Annotated in this window: 10 protein-coding genes; 5 read left to right on the top strand and 5 right to left on the bottom strand. The window is 63.8% G+C overall.

Annotation, left to right across the window (positions count from 1 at the left end; translation table 11 throughout):
* Positions 1–206 precede the first annotated feature (206 nt).
* Entirely contained in the window at positions 207–1,799 is a 1,593-nt protein-coding gene (locus ACP15P_RS01145; protein WP_424926652.1) for a sulfatase-like hydrolase/transferase, read from the bottom strand.
* A gap of 157 nt (positions 1,800–1,956) precedes the next feature.
* Between ACP15P_RS01145 and ACP15P_RS01150 the strand changes: the two genes are divergently transcribed.
* Positions 1,957–2,448: a hypothetical protein gene (locus tag ACP15P_RS01150; RefSeq protein WP_424926653.1), complete on the top strand. Its 492-nt coding sequence runs from the start codon at positions 1,957–1,959 to the stop codon at positions 2,446–2,448.
* A gap of 45 nt (positions 2,449–2,493) precedes the next feature.
* Here ACP15P_RS01150 and ACP15P_RS01155 read toward each other — a convergent pair whose 3' ends face one another.
* From ACP15P_RS01155 to ACP15P_RS01170, 4 genes are all read right to left on the bottom strand, one after another.
* Positions 2,494–3,279 carry an FAD binding domain-containing protein gene (locus ACP15P_RS01155; RefSeq protein ID WP_424926654.1) on the bottom strand — a complete coding sequence of 262 codons (786 nt, stop codon included), beginning with the start codon at positions 3,277–3,279 and terminating at the stop codon, positions 2,494–2,496.
* An 18-nt stretch (positions 3,280–3,297) separates the two neighbouring features.
* Positions 3,298–5,673 (bottom strand): xanthine dehydrogenase family protein molybdopterin-binding subunit, encoded by a 2,376-nt coding sequence (locus tag ACP15P_RS01160; protein ID WP_424926655.1) that lies wholly within the window; start codon positions 5,671–5,673, stop codon positions 3,298–3,300.
* A gap of 58 nt (positions 5,674–5,731) precedes the next feature.
* Positions 5,732–6,220 carry a (2Fe-2S)-binding protein gene (locus ACP15P_RS01165; protein ID WP_424926656.1) on the bottom strand — a complete coding sequence of 163 codons (489 nt, stop codon included), beginning with the start codon at positions 6,218–6,220 and terminating at the stop codon, positions 5,732–5,734.
* A gap of 195 nt (positions 6,221–6,415) precedes the next feature.
* Entirely contained in the window at positions 6,416–7,327 is a 912-nt protein-coding gene (locus ACP15P_RS01170; protein ID WP_424926657.1) for an adenylate/guanylate cyclase domain-containing protein, read from the bottom strand.
* Between the two features lie 124 nt (positions 7,328–7,451).
* On the opposite strand from ACP15P_RS01170, the gene ACP15P_RS01175 reads away from it, so the two are divergent.
* From ACP15P_RS01175 to ACP15P_RS01190, 4 genes are read left to right on the top strand one after another with little or no spacing between them, the layout of a single operon-like run.
* Complete coding sequence (locus tag ACP15P_RS01175; protein ID WP_424926658.1) at positions 7,452–7,907, top strand: hypothetical protein; 456 nt, start codon at positions 7,452–7,454, stop codon at positions 7,905–7,907.
* Between the two features lie 9 nt (positions 7,908–7,916).
* Complete coding sequence (locus ACP15P_RS01180) at positions 7,917–12,419, top strand: nSTAND1 domain-containing NTPase (protein WP_424926659.1); 4,503 nt, start codon at positions 7,917–7,919, stop codon at positions 12,417–12,419.
* Between the two features lie 4 nt (positions 12,420–12,423).
* Positions 12,424–12,897, top strand: coding sequence for a GNAT family N-acetyltransferase (locus ACP15P_RS01185; protein WP_424926660.1), 474 nt, complete (start codon positions 12,424–12,426; stop codon positions 12,895–12,897).
* 50 nt (positions 12,898–12,947) lie between these two features.
* Positions 12,948–13,637 carry a TerB family tellurite resistance protein gene (locus tag ACP15P_RS01190; RefSeq protein WP_424926661.1) on the top strand — a complete coding sequence of 230 codons (690 nt, stop codon included), beginning with the start codon at positions 12,948–12,950 and terminating at the stop codon, positions 13,635–13,637.
* Positions 13,638–13,700 lie beyond the last annotated feature (63 nt).

The following is a 13,700-nucleotide window of genomic DNA, read 5'->3' on the forward strand; positions in this document are numbered from 1 at the left end:
CTCCTGGCTGATCCAATACAGAAAGGTTTGCACGGTTCCATTTTTTTATCAACTGGTAAAACTTTACCAAAAATCGCCGCAATAACCTGCACAAAAACAGGGCCAGGCGCGCATGCCTGCACGCTTTGGGGCAGCCAATCGGCAGCCTCCATCCATGACAAATTTAAAGATGAACGTGCCGCGACCCGAACAGTCGCGGCGAAATTTCAGAGCCCCAGATCCTTGGGCGGAAACTTCACAAATGTCGCGCCATGCGCCTTCAGCTCCGCGCCAAGTGACGCAGTCCAGGCATTCATGCGGTGGCCAACCGGGTATTCCTCCTTGGGGTCCACGTAGAGGTTGAACAGCCACGGCGCGAGACCGGTCGGGACCACGGTAGCCATGTCTATCCACAGGAACTTCTCCTGCGCCAGTGACACCAGCAGATGCGCCTTGTACTCCCGCATCCGCATTGCCGTGAGCTGATCGCCCAGCCAGTTGTAGACATGCTCCCGGCGGCTCTCCCCATCCTCAAGCAACAGGAAAGATGTCTGATCGATCCCGTCATAGTACCGGTCATCGGGCAGCACATCCGTCGACACGCCACCCAGCGTCAGCGACGTGTTGAACAGGTCCATCAGATCAAACAGCCCGTCCGACCGCCGCCCCGGCTCAATCATACCCTTCCAGTAGGCGATCCCCGGCACACGCACGCCACCCTCCCAGGTCGTGCCTTTTGCGCCGCGAAACGGCGTGTAGCCACTGTCCGGCCAGCTGTCCATTTGCGGGCCGTTGTCTGAAGTCACGAAGATAAACGTGTTCTCAAGCTCGCCCACCTCCTCGAGGCGCGCCACAATCGCCCCAATATGTGCGTCCACCTCAACGACACTGTCCCGAAAGGGATATTTTGATGCGCTGGCCCCAACGAACGCCTCCGCCGGGAAATTGTCGGCATGAACCTTCATAAAGGAATGACTGAGGAAAAACGGCTTGTCGCCCCCCGCCAGTTCGCCCAGACGCTCAATCGTATAGTCACGGAGCATGACGTCGCCTTCAGCCATCTTCTCCATGCTGTCGATGACCTCGACCACCTCGGTGGTTCCGTCCTTCAGCCCGTAGACCAGATCCCGGTCAGCCCCAATGCCGCGATACCGTTCCAGTTTGTCCTCATCCAGCACCAGGTCCGGATACCGCTGCGGATAAACTTCCTGGGTGTATTCTTTCTGCGCCCGATAAAACCCGTAGAACTCGTCAAACCCCACATCGTGAGGCCGCATGCCCTCACCCTCGCCCACATGCCACTTGCCCACCAGCATCGTGTGGTATCCGGCATCGGACAGGAGCCCCGCCACGCTCAACTCGCCTTCCCAGGGGTTCGTCTTCACGTCGTCCCCGGCCAAAATTGGCCGGATCAGGCCCGTGCGCGCAGGCAGTCGCCCCGTATAAACCGCCGCCCGTGTCGGCGTGCAGGTGTACTGGGCATAGGTGGAGGTCAGCATAAGCCCCTCCTGCGCCAGCCGGTCAATCTCGGGCGTCGCCGCGCCGATCATCCCGCCACCGCCATAAACGCCAGGGTCGCCCCAGCCCATGTCATCAATGATGAACAAAAGGATATTCGGCTTCCGGCCCGTCCGTTCCTCAAACGCCGCCAGCTTCTGCGCAGCGGCCGCCTCCTGTTCCGGACGCGGGATCGCGGGCTGCATATAGCCATTCACCGCCTCGGCCCGGCTGAGTTTTGACGCGGGCGCCGGTATGTCCCCCTGTGCCGAGGCAGGTGATATCCCCACCGCCACCAACAAAGCCGAAAGCAAAATTCGCATGTCCCGATTCCCTTAAACTGACCCTGCGGTATTCTGCCGTTCACGCATCGGTTAAATCAACCATCACGGGCATTTGCGGCCAAACCGCGTCATGAAACGAACAATTTGATTTCGTGGCCTTACCGTTGATGCCCGCCCGTGCTACCACATCCCCATCATGCCGATTTTTGTCATTCTCGCAGCCGTTTTCGGATTTCTGGTCTTCCTGATCCTCAAGCCGGAATTCAGGGTCATGGCGCTCCTGATCGCAGCTCCTGTCGTGGCGCTGCTGACCTGGTATTTTTGGGCCAGCGAGGCCGAAACCGACCTTGCGTACGAGCGCATTGCGCCGGACGAGGTCACCATCGATCTGACGGACCTCGAGGTCGTCGGAAACCGCATCATCCTCAACGGTCGCGCGGTCAACGGCTCCGACACCTGGCGCCTGCGGGAGGTCACGGTCCTGATGCGCGCCCTTGACTGCCCGACGGAAGAGAGCACCACGGCCGACTGCCTCATCACCGGCGAGGCCACCGCCCTGATCCGCCCCGACATCCCCGCCGGACAGGCCAGAAGCTTCCGCGCCGCCTTCCTCTTCGACCACATCGCCGCAGCCACCGGCATCCCCAAATTCGACTGGGAAATCACCGCCACCCGCGCGACGCAGTAAGCGCCGGGGCCAACCACGCGGCCCCGGGCAATGGTCATGTGCGCCCTACAGAGCGGCCTTCACCGCGCGGGCGGTCATGACCTTGACAAGGTGGGCGCGGTACTCGGAGGAGCCGTGGATGTCGGAGATCATGTCATCGGCATCGACGGACAGCTCCGAGATGGAACCCGCCTCGAAGGTCGTGTTCAGCGCGGCCTCCGCATCGCTCCAGCGGAACACGCCATCATTTGAGGCGCCCGTCACGGCCACCCGCACGCCATCCGCGAATTTAGCCACAAACACCGCTGTCAGCGGGAAGCGCGAGGCCGGCTGGATGAACTTCATGTAGCAGGCCTTCTCCGGGATCGGGAAGCGCACCTCGGTGATGATCTCGCCCTCTTCCAGAGCCGTCTCGAACAGCCCCTCGAAGAAGTCATCCGCCTCGATGCTGCGGCTGTTGGTCACAATCGTGGCCCCCGAGCCCAGCGCGCCCGCCGGATAACAGGCGGAGGGGTCGTTATTGGCCAGGCTGCCGCCAATGGTGCCACGGTTGCGCACCGCCGGATCACCGATCCGCGCCGCGAGCGACGCGAGAGCGGGATAGTCCGTGGTGGCCGCGACCTGCGCATGCGTTGCCGCCGCACCAATCACCAGGTTGCCGCCGCGATCGACGAAGATTTTGTCGAGGCCGTCGATACCCTTGAGGCTCACCAGCTTCGACGGCATCGCAAGCCGCTGCTTCAGCGTGGGGATGAGCGTCTGCCCCCCGCCCAGCGCCTGTGCGTCCTCATCGGCCAGCGCCGCAACCGCCTCATCAACGGTGGACGGTTTTACAAAGTCAAAGTTGTACATTGCTGTTCTCCAATCCGTTTATTTGGCGGCCTGAATGGCGTTCCAGACCCGTGAGGGCGATACCGGCATGTCCACATGGGTCACGTTGATGCCACCGGACTGCAACGCATCGATCACCGCGTTAACCACAGCCGGCGGCGAGCCGATTGCCCCCGCCTCGCCGCAGCCCTTCACACCCAGCGGGTTGTGGGTACACGGCGTCTGGCAGGAATGATCCACCACATAACTTGGCACGTCATTCGCCCTTGGCATCGCATAGTCCATATACGACCCGGTCAGCGGCTGACCGTTTCCATCATGCACCACGCATTCCATCAGCGCCTGACCAATGCCCTGGCCCACGCCGCCATGAACCTGACCGTTCACGACCATCGGGTTGATCACGTTGCCAAAGTCATCCGCGGCGGCAAAGCCAACCACATCGACCTCACCCGTGTCGGGATCGACCTCCACCTCACAGGCATAGGCGCCCGCCGGATAGGTGAAGTTCGCGGGGTCGTAGAACGCGCTTTCCTCCAGACCGGGTTCCAGTTCTTCATGGGGGAAGTTGTGCGGAACATAGGCACAAAGCGCCACATCACCGAACGACTTGGATTTGTCCGTTCCGGCCACGGTGAAGTTGCCGTTCTCGAACACCACATCGGCTGCGTCAGCCTCCATCATGTGTGCGGCGATCTTCGTGGCCTTGGCGATGATTTTCTCCGTCGCCCGCACAATGGCAGAGCCACACACAGCCAGCGAGCGTGAGCCGTAGCTGCCCATACCGAAGGGGATCTTCGAGGTATCCCCGTGGACGATCTCGATCTGCTCCTCGGCGATGCCAAGCTTCTCGGCCACCACCTGGGCGAACACGGTCTCGTGCCCCTGTCCGTGGCTGTGCGCGCCTGTCATGACGGCGAGCGATCCAGTTGCGTTCACACGCACGGTTGCCGCATCGAACAGGCCCACACGCGCACCAAGCTGACCGACCAGAGCGGACGGCGCGATGCCACATGCCTCGATCCAGGTCGAAATCCCCAGACCGCGCAGCTTACCCTTCGCCTCACTGGCCTCCCGCCGTGCGGCAAACCCGGCCAGGTCGCCAATCTCGGCCACCTTGTCGAGCGTCGCATCGTAGTCGCCCGTATCATACACCAGCGCCACCGGCGTCGTGTACGGGAACTGGTCGGGCTGGATAAAGTTCTTCCGGCGGATTTCCAGCTGATCGATGCCCAGCTCACGGGCGCATTTGTCGATTACCCGCTCCAGCGAATAGGTCGCTTCCGGCCGACCGGCCCCGCGATAGGCGTCCACCGGCACCGTGTTGGTGAAGACGGCCTTCACGTTCACATAAACATGCGGCGTCTTATACGGCCCCGCCATCAGTGTCCCATGCAGGAAAGTGGGCGTCACGGTGGCGAAGTTCGACAGATACGCTCCCATATTGGCCTGCGTCTCCGTACGGACCGCGAGGAAGTTACCCTCCTTGTCGGTCGCCAGTTCGATCTTCGTCACATGGTCACGTCCGTGGGCATCCGTCACAAACGCCTCGGAGCGGTCACAGACCCACTTCACCGGGCGGTTGATCTTCTTGGACGCGGCCAGAACCACCGCCTCCTCACCGTAGTGATAGATCTTCGACCCAAAACCACCACCCACATCCGGCGCGATCACCGTCAGCTTGTTCTCCGGAATGCCCATCACAAACGCCCCGATCAAAAGCCGCGTCACATGCGGGTTTTGCGAGGTTGTGTGCAGCGTGTAATCCCCGGTCGAGGCGTCATAGTCCCCGATGGAGACCCTTGGTTCCATAGCATTGGGCGACAGACGATTGTTGACCAGTTCAAGACTCGTCACATGCGGGGCACTCTCAAAGGCGGCATCGACTGCCGCCTTGTTGTCCTCGATCCAGCCCCAGTCGTAGCAGAGGTTCGTGCCGATCTCGTCATGGACCAGGTTGTCGCTGTTCGCGATGGCCTCGCTCATGTCAACAATTGCGTCGAGTTCCTCAATATCCGCATCAAGTGCCTCAACCGCGTCACGTGCCTGGGCGGCGGTCTCGGCAATCACGGCCGCATAGGCGTCCCCCACATGGCGCACCTTGCCGATCGCAAGCGGCGAGCGTTTGGGCTCCTTCATCGGCTCACCGTCGCGGCTGGTAATTAGCCAGCCCGCCGGGTTGCCACCCACCTCCGCAAAATCCTCTCCGGTCAGCACCGCCAGAACGCCCGGCATCGCCTCCGCGGCAGCGATGTCTATCGAGTTGATGCGACCATGCGCGACCGATGAGCGGGCGAAGGCCGCAAATGTCTGGTCCTTCACCGAAATATCGGCGGTGTATTTCCCTTTTCCGGTCAGAAACCGGACATCCTCACGCCGCTTGGAGCTGGCGCCAATCCCACTGTCTTTGGGCATGTCTCTCTCCCTGAAAATCCGCACCCGTTTTCACGACCCGCGTGGGGCCCGAACGGTTTTATTCGGCAGCCACCGGCGAGGCGTTCATTTCCGCAGCCGCCGCCTGGATCGATTTCACGATGTTGTGGTATCCGGTACAGCGGCAGATGTTGCCGTCCAGATACTCGCGGATTTCAGCCTCTGAGGGATCGGAGTTTTCCTTAAGAAGCGCCGCGGCGGTCATCACCATGCCCGGGGTACAGAACCCGCACTGCAGACCGTGATGGTCCTGGAAAGCCTGCTGGATCACACCAAGCGAGCCGTCGGCATTCGCCATACCCTCGATGGTGGTGACTTTGGACCCGTCCAGTTCCACGGCGAAAACGTTGCAGGATTTGACCGAGACGCCGTCCACATGCACCACGCATGCCCCGCACTGGCCCGTGTCACAGCCCACATGGGTTCCGGTTTTCCCCAGCCCCTCACGCAGAAAATCGACAAGCAGAGTCCGGTTCTCCACAGTACCGGAAACGGCTTGACCGTTCAGCGTTAGATTGATGTCTGGCATTCATTCCTCCCGTGTTCTCAGTCTTTTTTATCCGCCGCGCGGGCCGCAATTGCCCGCACGATGACGCGATCCGGCAACCCGGTCCGCTTCCCGGGGGCATGGTTGCCCGCCGTTCCGGGATTCACAAGAGAAATTATGTGAACTTATCCGGAAGTAGTGGTGCGCGCTTCGCACCTCAGGTTTCGATGGACCACCCTAAACATCCACGCGGGCCGGCGTGGTGTCCCCCGCCTCCGTGTCCGACAGGCCCACCACGCGGTACAACAGCCCCGCCGGGCCGCCCGGCGCCTTGCCGATCTGAAGGATGCCACGACCGTTCAGCATCGTGGTCCGCCGGTGGATGGCGATCTCCTGCCCGTCATGGGTCCGCATCAGACTGCCGGTGGAACTGTGATCGGTATACTCGACCAGCCCGCCGGTCACGGAAACGACCCCATGCCTGCGCGAAACCCCGGCATTGCCCACCACGAGCATGCATTCCTCCGACCGGCCTATGGTCAGGATCTCGCCGTCGCCCACCCGGAACTCCGCACTGCCATGGGTGATGACCACGTGGCGCGACGCCCCGGCCACCAGCGCCGCAGCACCTGGCTCGATCTCGGTCTGATCGCCCGGCCCGGTGGAAAAATGCGACCAGACCTCGGTACGGCCCTCCTTACCACGCAACTGCAACCTCCCCAGTGGCGTCACCCGACCCCGCGCAACCTCACAGAGATCCGCGAAACACCGGTCCCCGAGCAGTATCTCCCCAGGTTTCGCCATCGCCGCCAGTCGCGCGGCGGTGTTCACGGCATTGCCGTAAATATCCCCGTCGAGATGCACAAACTCGCCGTGATACATCCCCGCATGTATGCCCAGTTCACCATCCCCGGCGGCCTCGATCATGCCCAGCGCCGCCTCCAGAGCATGGCCGGCATGGGGGAAGAAACTCAGAACGTCATCGCCCTTGGTCGAAACGCAGTGCCCCTCCCGGGCGCGCACGATCTCCTGCATCCGCGCGAGCAGACGGTCGATGACCTCCACGGCCCGCTCGTTGCCCAGCCTCTCGTAGAGACCGGTCGACCCGGTGATGTCCGCAATCAGGACACACGCACAGCTCTCAGCCAAGGCTCACCCCCAAAAATCCACGAAAAACTGTATCAGTTCAGGGAAAAATCCGGTAGTATTAATTACATGGCGCGCCCGTTCCAATAATTCCAAAATCCGTGTGCCAACAGTGAGGACGAATTAAATGAATACCACCAAAACCGCATGTCTGGCGGCCTGTGCAACAATGCTGCTTCAGGCAACCGCAACCATGACACCGGCCGTGGCACAGGAAAACAATGCCTGTCCCGTTGATGGATGTACCGCCTACTTTACCACCGCCAGCAATAACGGCGAGGAGGTCACCCTGACGGTCGAGTCGAATTTCCTGCCCGACATGTCGAAAAACCATTTCCACATCTGGTGGGGCGAAAACTTCACGGTGCAGCAGGTCAGCGCCAATGCCGAAACCGTCAGCAACGTGACCCAGGGTGACTGGCACCCGACCTCGGAATATCCCAATTACACAACGGCCAGTGCCGCATCCACCACCGTGCGCAATGGCGCCACCACGCTCTGCATCTCACCCGCTGACCGAAACCACGACATTCTGGATTTCAACCAGGTTCACTGCGTGGATCTGGCCGAGATCCTCGACTAAGCGCCAGGCGTGCAGCTTCCGGAGTATGTTGGTCGATACGTAGTCCGCCGCCCCATAGGCCAGGGTGCCTTCGCCACGGTCGCCCTTGCCTGGGACGAGGAGCTTGAATCCCTCGTTGCCATCAAAATCCTTGATGACAGCCGCCATTCCGGCGTCGCCGACCCGCGCACGCGTTTTATCGAGGAGGCCCGCCTCCTCCGCCGCATCCGGTCACACTGCGTGGTCGGGGTGCATGATATCGGGCGGCTGCCGGACGGCCGCCCCTATATCGTCATGGACTACGCCGACCAAGGCTCACTTACCGACCGGGTCCGGCGCAACAGTGAAAACGGCAGCGAACTCGATTCCGGCCTGACACCCGAATTCGCCATGCACCTGGCACAGTCCATGGCCGATGGTCTCTCCGCCATCCACCGCGCCGGCGTCATCCACCGCGACATCAAACCCGACAACATCCTTTTCCAAAGCGCGGGCGGCCTTTTGGACCTGCAATCCGAGGCCGCGCAGCAGCCCGTCTCAGCCGACGCCGAAACCGAGATCTTCGACATCACCGAAATGCAGGCCAAACCCGCCGATCCCGGCAACCCGCTCACCGAGCGCATCATGATCGCCGACCTTGGCATCGCCAAGGATCTCGAAAAACGCGACCAGATGATGACCATGATCGGCGGCACCCCCGCCTTCCGCGCCCCCGAGCAGATGAACCCGGACGCCGAGATCCGCCCCACGGCTGACATTTTCGGTGCCACCGCCGTTCTGTGGTACGCCATGTGCGGCACCCCGCCGCCCCAGCCCAAACACATGCAGGGCGAACTTGTCCGCTTCCCCGAACCCTTCTGGCCCGTCATGCGCCAGGGCATGGCCGAAAAGGCGAAGGACCGCTTTGACCGGGCCGAATCCTGGCTCGCCGCCGTCCAGGACGCCATGGCCCGCATGGCCGCGATGGGGCCAACCCGCACCATCGTCACCGGCCAGGCCGGAGCGGGCCAGAGCGAGGAATGTCCCTATCTCGGCCTGCGCTCCTTTCAGCCGGAGGACAGCGACCGCTATTTCGGCCGCGAGGCCCTGATCGACGAGCTGCTCCGCCGCCTGCGCTCCGAATCCATCCTTGTGGTCGGCGGCCCCTCGGGCAGCGGCAAATCCTCCCTGATCCGCGCGGGCCTCATCGCCGCTCTCGCCAAGGGCGAACTGGCCGGCAGCTCCAGCTGGCCCGTCGACATCTTCACCCCAGGCCGCGACGCGCTCGCCGAGCTTTACTACCGCCTGCGCGGACGCAACCAGGAAACCGGCATATCGCTGGAGGACTTCATCGCCCGGCCCACGCTGGCGCGCCAGTTGGCCTCCGCCGGGGAATACAACGGCCCCCGGGTTCTGGTAATTGACCAGTTCGAGGAGCTGTTCACCCTCAACGCGGAAACCGAACGCCAGAAATTCCTCGACGCGCTCGCTTCAATCACCGACCAGGCAGACAACCGCTGCCGCATTGTGCTGGCCATCCGCGCCGATTTTTACTCCGCCTGCGCCTCGAACAAATGGCTGGTGGACGCCATCACCCACAACCAGGTGCTGGTCGGCCCGATGAGTTCCGCCGAACTGCGTCGCTCCATCACCGAACCGGCGCGGGTCTCCGGCTACTACCTCGAACGCGATCTGGTCGACGCCATCATCGACGACGCGGGCGACTCCTCCGGCTCCCTGCCCCTCGTCTCCCACGCGCTCGTGGAAACCTGGGCCCGCCGCAAGGGCGCGACCCTGACGCTGGAGGGCTACCGCGCCGCCGGTGGCGTGGCCGGCGCCATCCGCCAGACCGCCGACGAGATCTTCGACGACCGCCTCGTCAGCGGCGAACACGAGGCGGCCCGACACCTGCTTCTGAGCCTCGTCACCCCGGGCGAGGGCACATCCGATTCCCGACGCATCATCAGCCGCTCGGAACTCGAACGCTCCGCCGACAGCGACCGGCTCAAACGCATTGTGGAGCTTCTCACCGACGCGCGCCTGCTGACCGTCGACGACCGCACGGTTCAGATCACCCACGAGGCCCTGCTCCGCTCCTGGCCGCGCCTGCGCAACTGGATCGAGGAATCCCGTGCCGACCTGCGCACCCGCCAGCGCATCATTCAGCTTGCCGATGACTGGCAGTCCAACAACCACGACAGCGACCTGCTGCTGCGCGGGGCCATGCTGATCGTCGCCCGTGACTGGTACGACAAAAACCGACCCAGCGCCGGTCCGCTGGAAACCTCCTTCATCGAGGCTTCCGAGAAAGCCCGCGAGGAAGCGGAGGCAGCCGAGGCCGCCCTCGAACAGCGCACCCGGCGCCGACGCGCCATCGCCGTGGGCGCGCTCGCCACCCTCGCCATCGGTGCCACCATCGCCTCCTTCGTGGCCGTCAACGAGTCCGATCGCGCCCGCCAGAACGAGGCCCGCGCCGAACTTGCCACGCAGGAGGCCAATGCCCGTTTCGCCGGTTCCCTTGGCGCCGTGGCAAACGGCCTGGTCCAGGATGACCCCCTGCTCGCGCTTCATCTCGCCGCCGAATCCATCGCCCGCTCACCCTCACCGGCCAACACCTGGGACGCCCGCACCGCCATGGCCACCGCCCGCAAAAACATCGCGGCCGGCGGCCCCATGCTGCTCGGCAGCCCGCTTGCCGTAGGTGACGCCCTCTCCGTCGCCATGTCCCCGGACGGCACCCTTGCCGTCACCGGCGGGCGCGACGGGCTCATCCGCCTGATCGACGCCAGAACCCGCAGCATTATCGGAACCCCCGTGGATGCAGGCATCGGAGGGATCGAGGATCTGACCTTCGATGCCTCCGGTACGCATTTCCTCGCCACGGGCAATTCCGGCCAGATCAAATCCTGGGCCGTCGATGACGGATTTCTCGGTACCAGCGAAACCGTGGGCGTAATCTCCGACATCATGTGGCAGTCGGCCTGGAGCCCCGATGGCGAGGTCGCCGCCTCCGCCGGAGAGGACCAGATCATCCGCCTCTGGGACGTCCACGGCGACAGTCAAACTGGCACCCCCTTCAGCAATCGGCCGTCGGGCTATATCAGCGTCACCTTTAGCCCCGCCGGAGACGCGGTGCTCGCAGGCGACGGCGTGGGCCGGATTTTCGGCTGGAGCTTTCCGGACGGCGGGGATCTCTTCCCGCCCATCACCGACGCGCACACCAGCGACGTCTGGCAGCTTCGCTTCAACCCCCAGGGCACCCGCATCGCTACGGTCAGCAGCGACGGCACCTCATCCATTGTGGCCTTTCCCTCCGGTGACGTACTCGGCCCGGCCTTTGAGGCCCATCACGGCATGGGCGCGGTGGCCTGGCTGCCCGACGGCGACACACTGCTGGGCGCCGGAGCCGAGGGCCGCATCTACGTCTGGTCCGAAAGCCAGGGCGGCGAGACCTTCTCCTCCGGCCCCGGCCACGACGGCCGTATCATCGGCATGGACATCTCCCGCGATGGCACCACCGCCGTCACTCTCGGTGCGGACCAGCTCGTCCGCTTCTGGTCCATCGCACCCGGCCGCCCCCTGGCCCAGGACCTGACCCTGCCCGACCGCAAGGCCAAGGGCATCGCGCTCGGCCCCGATTTCGTGGCCTTTGGCGACGACAGCGGCGAGGTGCATGTCTGGTATCCCGCCACAGGAGAACGCGGCCCCGACATCACGGGCCACGAACACGGCGTCTGGGCCGTTGCCGTTTCCCCCGATGGCACCGGCATCGCCAGCGCCGACCGCGCCGGGGTGATCCTGGTCAGTGACGTCACAGGCCCCGGCCCCGCCACGCGCCTCTCCACCGGCGGCCAGGCCGTCTGGTCGGTGCAGTATCTCGACGACACCACGCTGCTCACGGCCAGCGACAACGCCCTGCGCCTGTGGAACCTCGCCGATGGAACCCTCTCCCACGCGGTACCCTCCAATGAGGGCAACGTCACCCGCGCCGCCGTCTCCGACGACGGCAGCTACATGGGCTACACCACCGGCGCGGGCAAAGCGTGGTACTGGCCCCACGGCAACCGCGACCAGGCTCTGCAACTCGACGTTGGCATCGACGTGGTCTGGACCATGGATTTCAGCCCCGACAACCGCCTCGTCGCCACCGGCTCCAGCGACGAAGTCGTTTCCGTCTGGGATCGCGAAACCGGCGAGCGCCTGGCCGATTTCACCGGCCACACCGGCGGCGTGACAGATGTCGCCATTCTCGGTGACGGCTCGACCATCGCGGCCTCCGACCGCCGCGGAAACATCCACCTCTGGGATTTTCATTCTGGACGCAAAATCACCACCATTGAGGGCGCCCATGGCAGCACCGCCTGGCGCCTCACCTCCATCCCCGGCGACATGCGTTTTGCCTCCGCGGGCGACGACGGCCACGTCAAACTCTGGAACATCCTCAGCCGCGACACCGCCTGCGACATCAGCCTCGCCACCTTCGACACCGCACGCCGCATCCAGTACCTGGGCGAGCAGGACCCCGGCTCCGCCTGCGCCACCGGCGCCCCCTGACCCGATGCCCGAAATCACCCTCCGCCTCTTCACCGACCCGGACGCCGCGGCCACAGCCGACCTGTTCTACCGCGCCATCCACGAGGGCACGCGCGACCACTACACGACCGAGCAGCGCCGGGCGTGGGCACCACAACGCCCCGAAACCACCTGCTGGCGCGAGCGTCTCAATTCCCAATACGCAGTCATCGCCGAGACCGGTCCCGACCTCGCAGGCTTCATGACCCTCGACGAAAACGGCTATATCGACCTCGCCTTCGTCGACCCCGCCCATACGGGCCAGGGCATCGGCTCCGCCCTGCTCAACGCCATCACCACGGAGGCCTCCCGCCGTGGGATGCACCGCCTCAAAACCCACGCGAGCCTCGCCGCGCGACCCTTCTTCGAACGCCACGGCTGGACCATCGTGAAACAGCAGACCATCACCCGCGGCGGCGCGGGCCTGGCCAATTACGTCATGGAGGTGACAGTCCCATGACGATCACTTTTCGCTGGCGCAACATGCCGGAAATTCAATAGGTTCGGCCCATGTCAATCTGGAGCCGAATTGGAGAAGCCATAACCTCGCTCATCGCCCGCGGTGAGCAGCTGTCCTCCTTTTTCCTCGGACCCAAAACTCCGCCCGAACGCTCGGTCGCCTTCACCATTGCCGTGGTCGGGCTCGGCGCCAAAATGGCCAAGGCCGACGGTCAGGTGAAAACCTCCGAGGTCGCCGCCTTCCGCCGCGTCTTTCGCATCAGCGCCTCCGAGGAGGCCGCCGCCGCCCGCGTCTTTAACCTCGCCCGTCAGGATATTGCCGGTTTCGACGTCTATGCGGGCCGCATCGCGTCAATGTTTCGCGACCGCCCCCGCATCCTCGAGGACATCCTTGAGGGGCTTTTCCACATCGCCATGGCAGACGGCCACTACCACGAAAACGAGGAAGGCTTCCTGCGCCGCGTCGCGGAAATCTTCGGCATATCCGAGGCCGCCTTCAGCGCCATCGAGGCCCGCCAGCTGACCGGACCCGACAGCGACCCCTGGCAGGTGCTCGGCGTCTCACGCGACGCCAAATTGCCCGAAATACGCAAACACTGGCGCGACCTGATCCGCGAAAACCACCCCGATGTCATGATCGCCCGAGGCCTCCCGTCCGAGTCCATCACCCTTGCCACGGCCCGGATCACCGCCATCAACCGCGCCTGGGATGAGATCAAGGCACGCAACGAAGCCGCGTAGCGCAACGGCGCTTTCACTCAGGGACAGAAGAATTCGCGCTTGAGCCCAGCGAGAGCCGGAGCT

The organism is Amaricoccus tamworthensis (assembly GCF_049800875.1).
GTDB classification, from domain to species: Bacteria; Pseudomonadota; Alphaproteobacteria; order Rhodobacterales; family Rhodobacteraceae; genus Amaricoccus; species Amaricoccus tamworthensis.

What these genes read in the sequence shown, in the direction of transcription:
- ACP15P_RS01185 (WP_424926660.1), top strand. Translation starts at nt 12,424, where the DNA reads ATGCCCGAAATCACCCTCCGCCTCTTCACCGACCCGGACGCCGCGGCC.
- ACP15P_RS01160 (WP_424926655.1), bottom strand. Translation starts at nt 5,673, where the DNA reads ATGCCCAAAGACAGTGGGATTGGCGCCAGCTCCAAGCGGCGTGAGGAT.
- ACP15P_RS01175 (WP_424926658.1), top strand. Translation starts at nt 7,452, where the DNA reads ATGAATACCACCAAAACCGCATGTCTGGCGGCCTGTGCAACAATGCTG.
- ACP15P_RS01165 (WP_424926656.1), bottom strand. Translation starts at nt 6,220, where the DNA reads ATGCCAGACATCAATCTAACGCTGAACGGTCAAGCCGTTTCCGGTACT.
- ACP15P_RS01155 (WP_424926654.1), bottom strand. Translation starts at nt 3,279, where the DNA reads ATGTACAACTTTGACTTTGTAAAACCGTCCACCGTTGATGAGGCGGTT.
- ACP15P_RS01150 (WP_424926653.1), top strand. Translation starts at nt 1,957, where the DNA reads ATGCCGATTTTTGTCATTCTCGCAGCCGTTTTCGGATTTCTGGTCTTC.
- ACP15P_RS01145 (WP_424926652.1), bottom strand. Translation starts at nt 1,799, where the DNA reads ATGCGAATTTTGCTTTCGGCTTTGTTGGTGGCGGTGGGGATATCACCT.
- ACP15P_RS01190 (WP_424926661.1), top strand. Translation starts at nt 12,948, where the DNA reads ATGTCAATCTGGAGCCGAATTGGAGAAGCCATAACCTCGCTCATCGCC.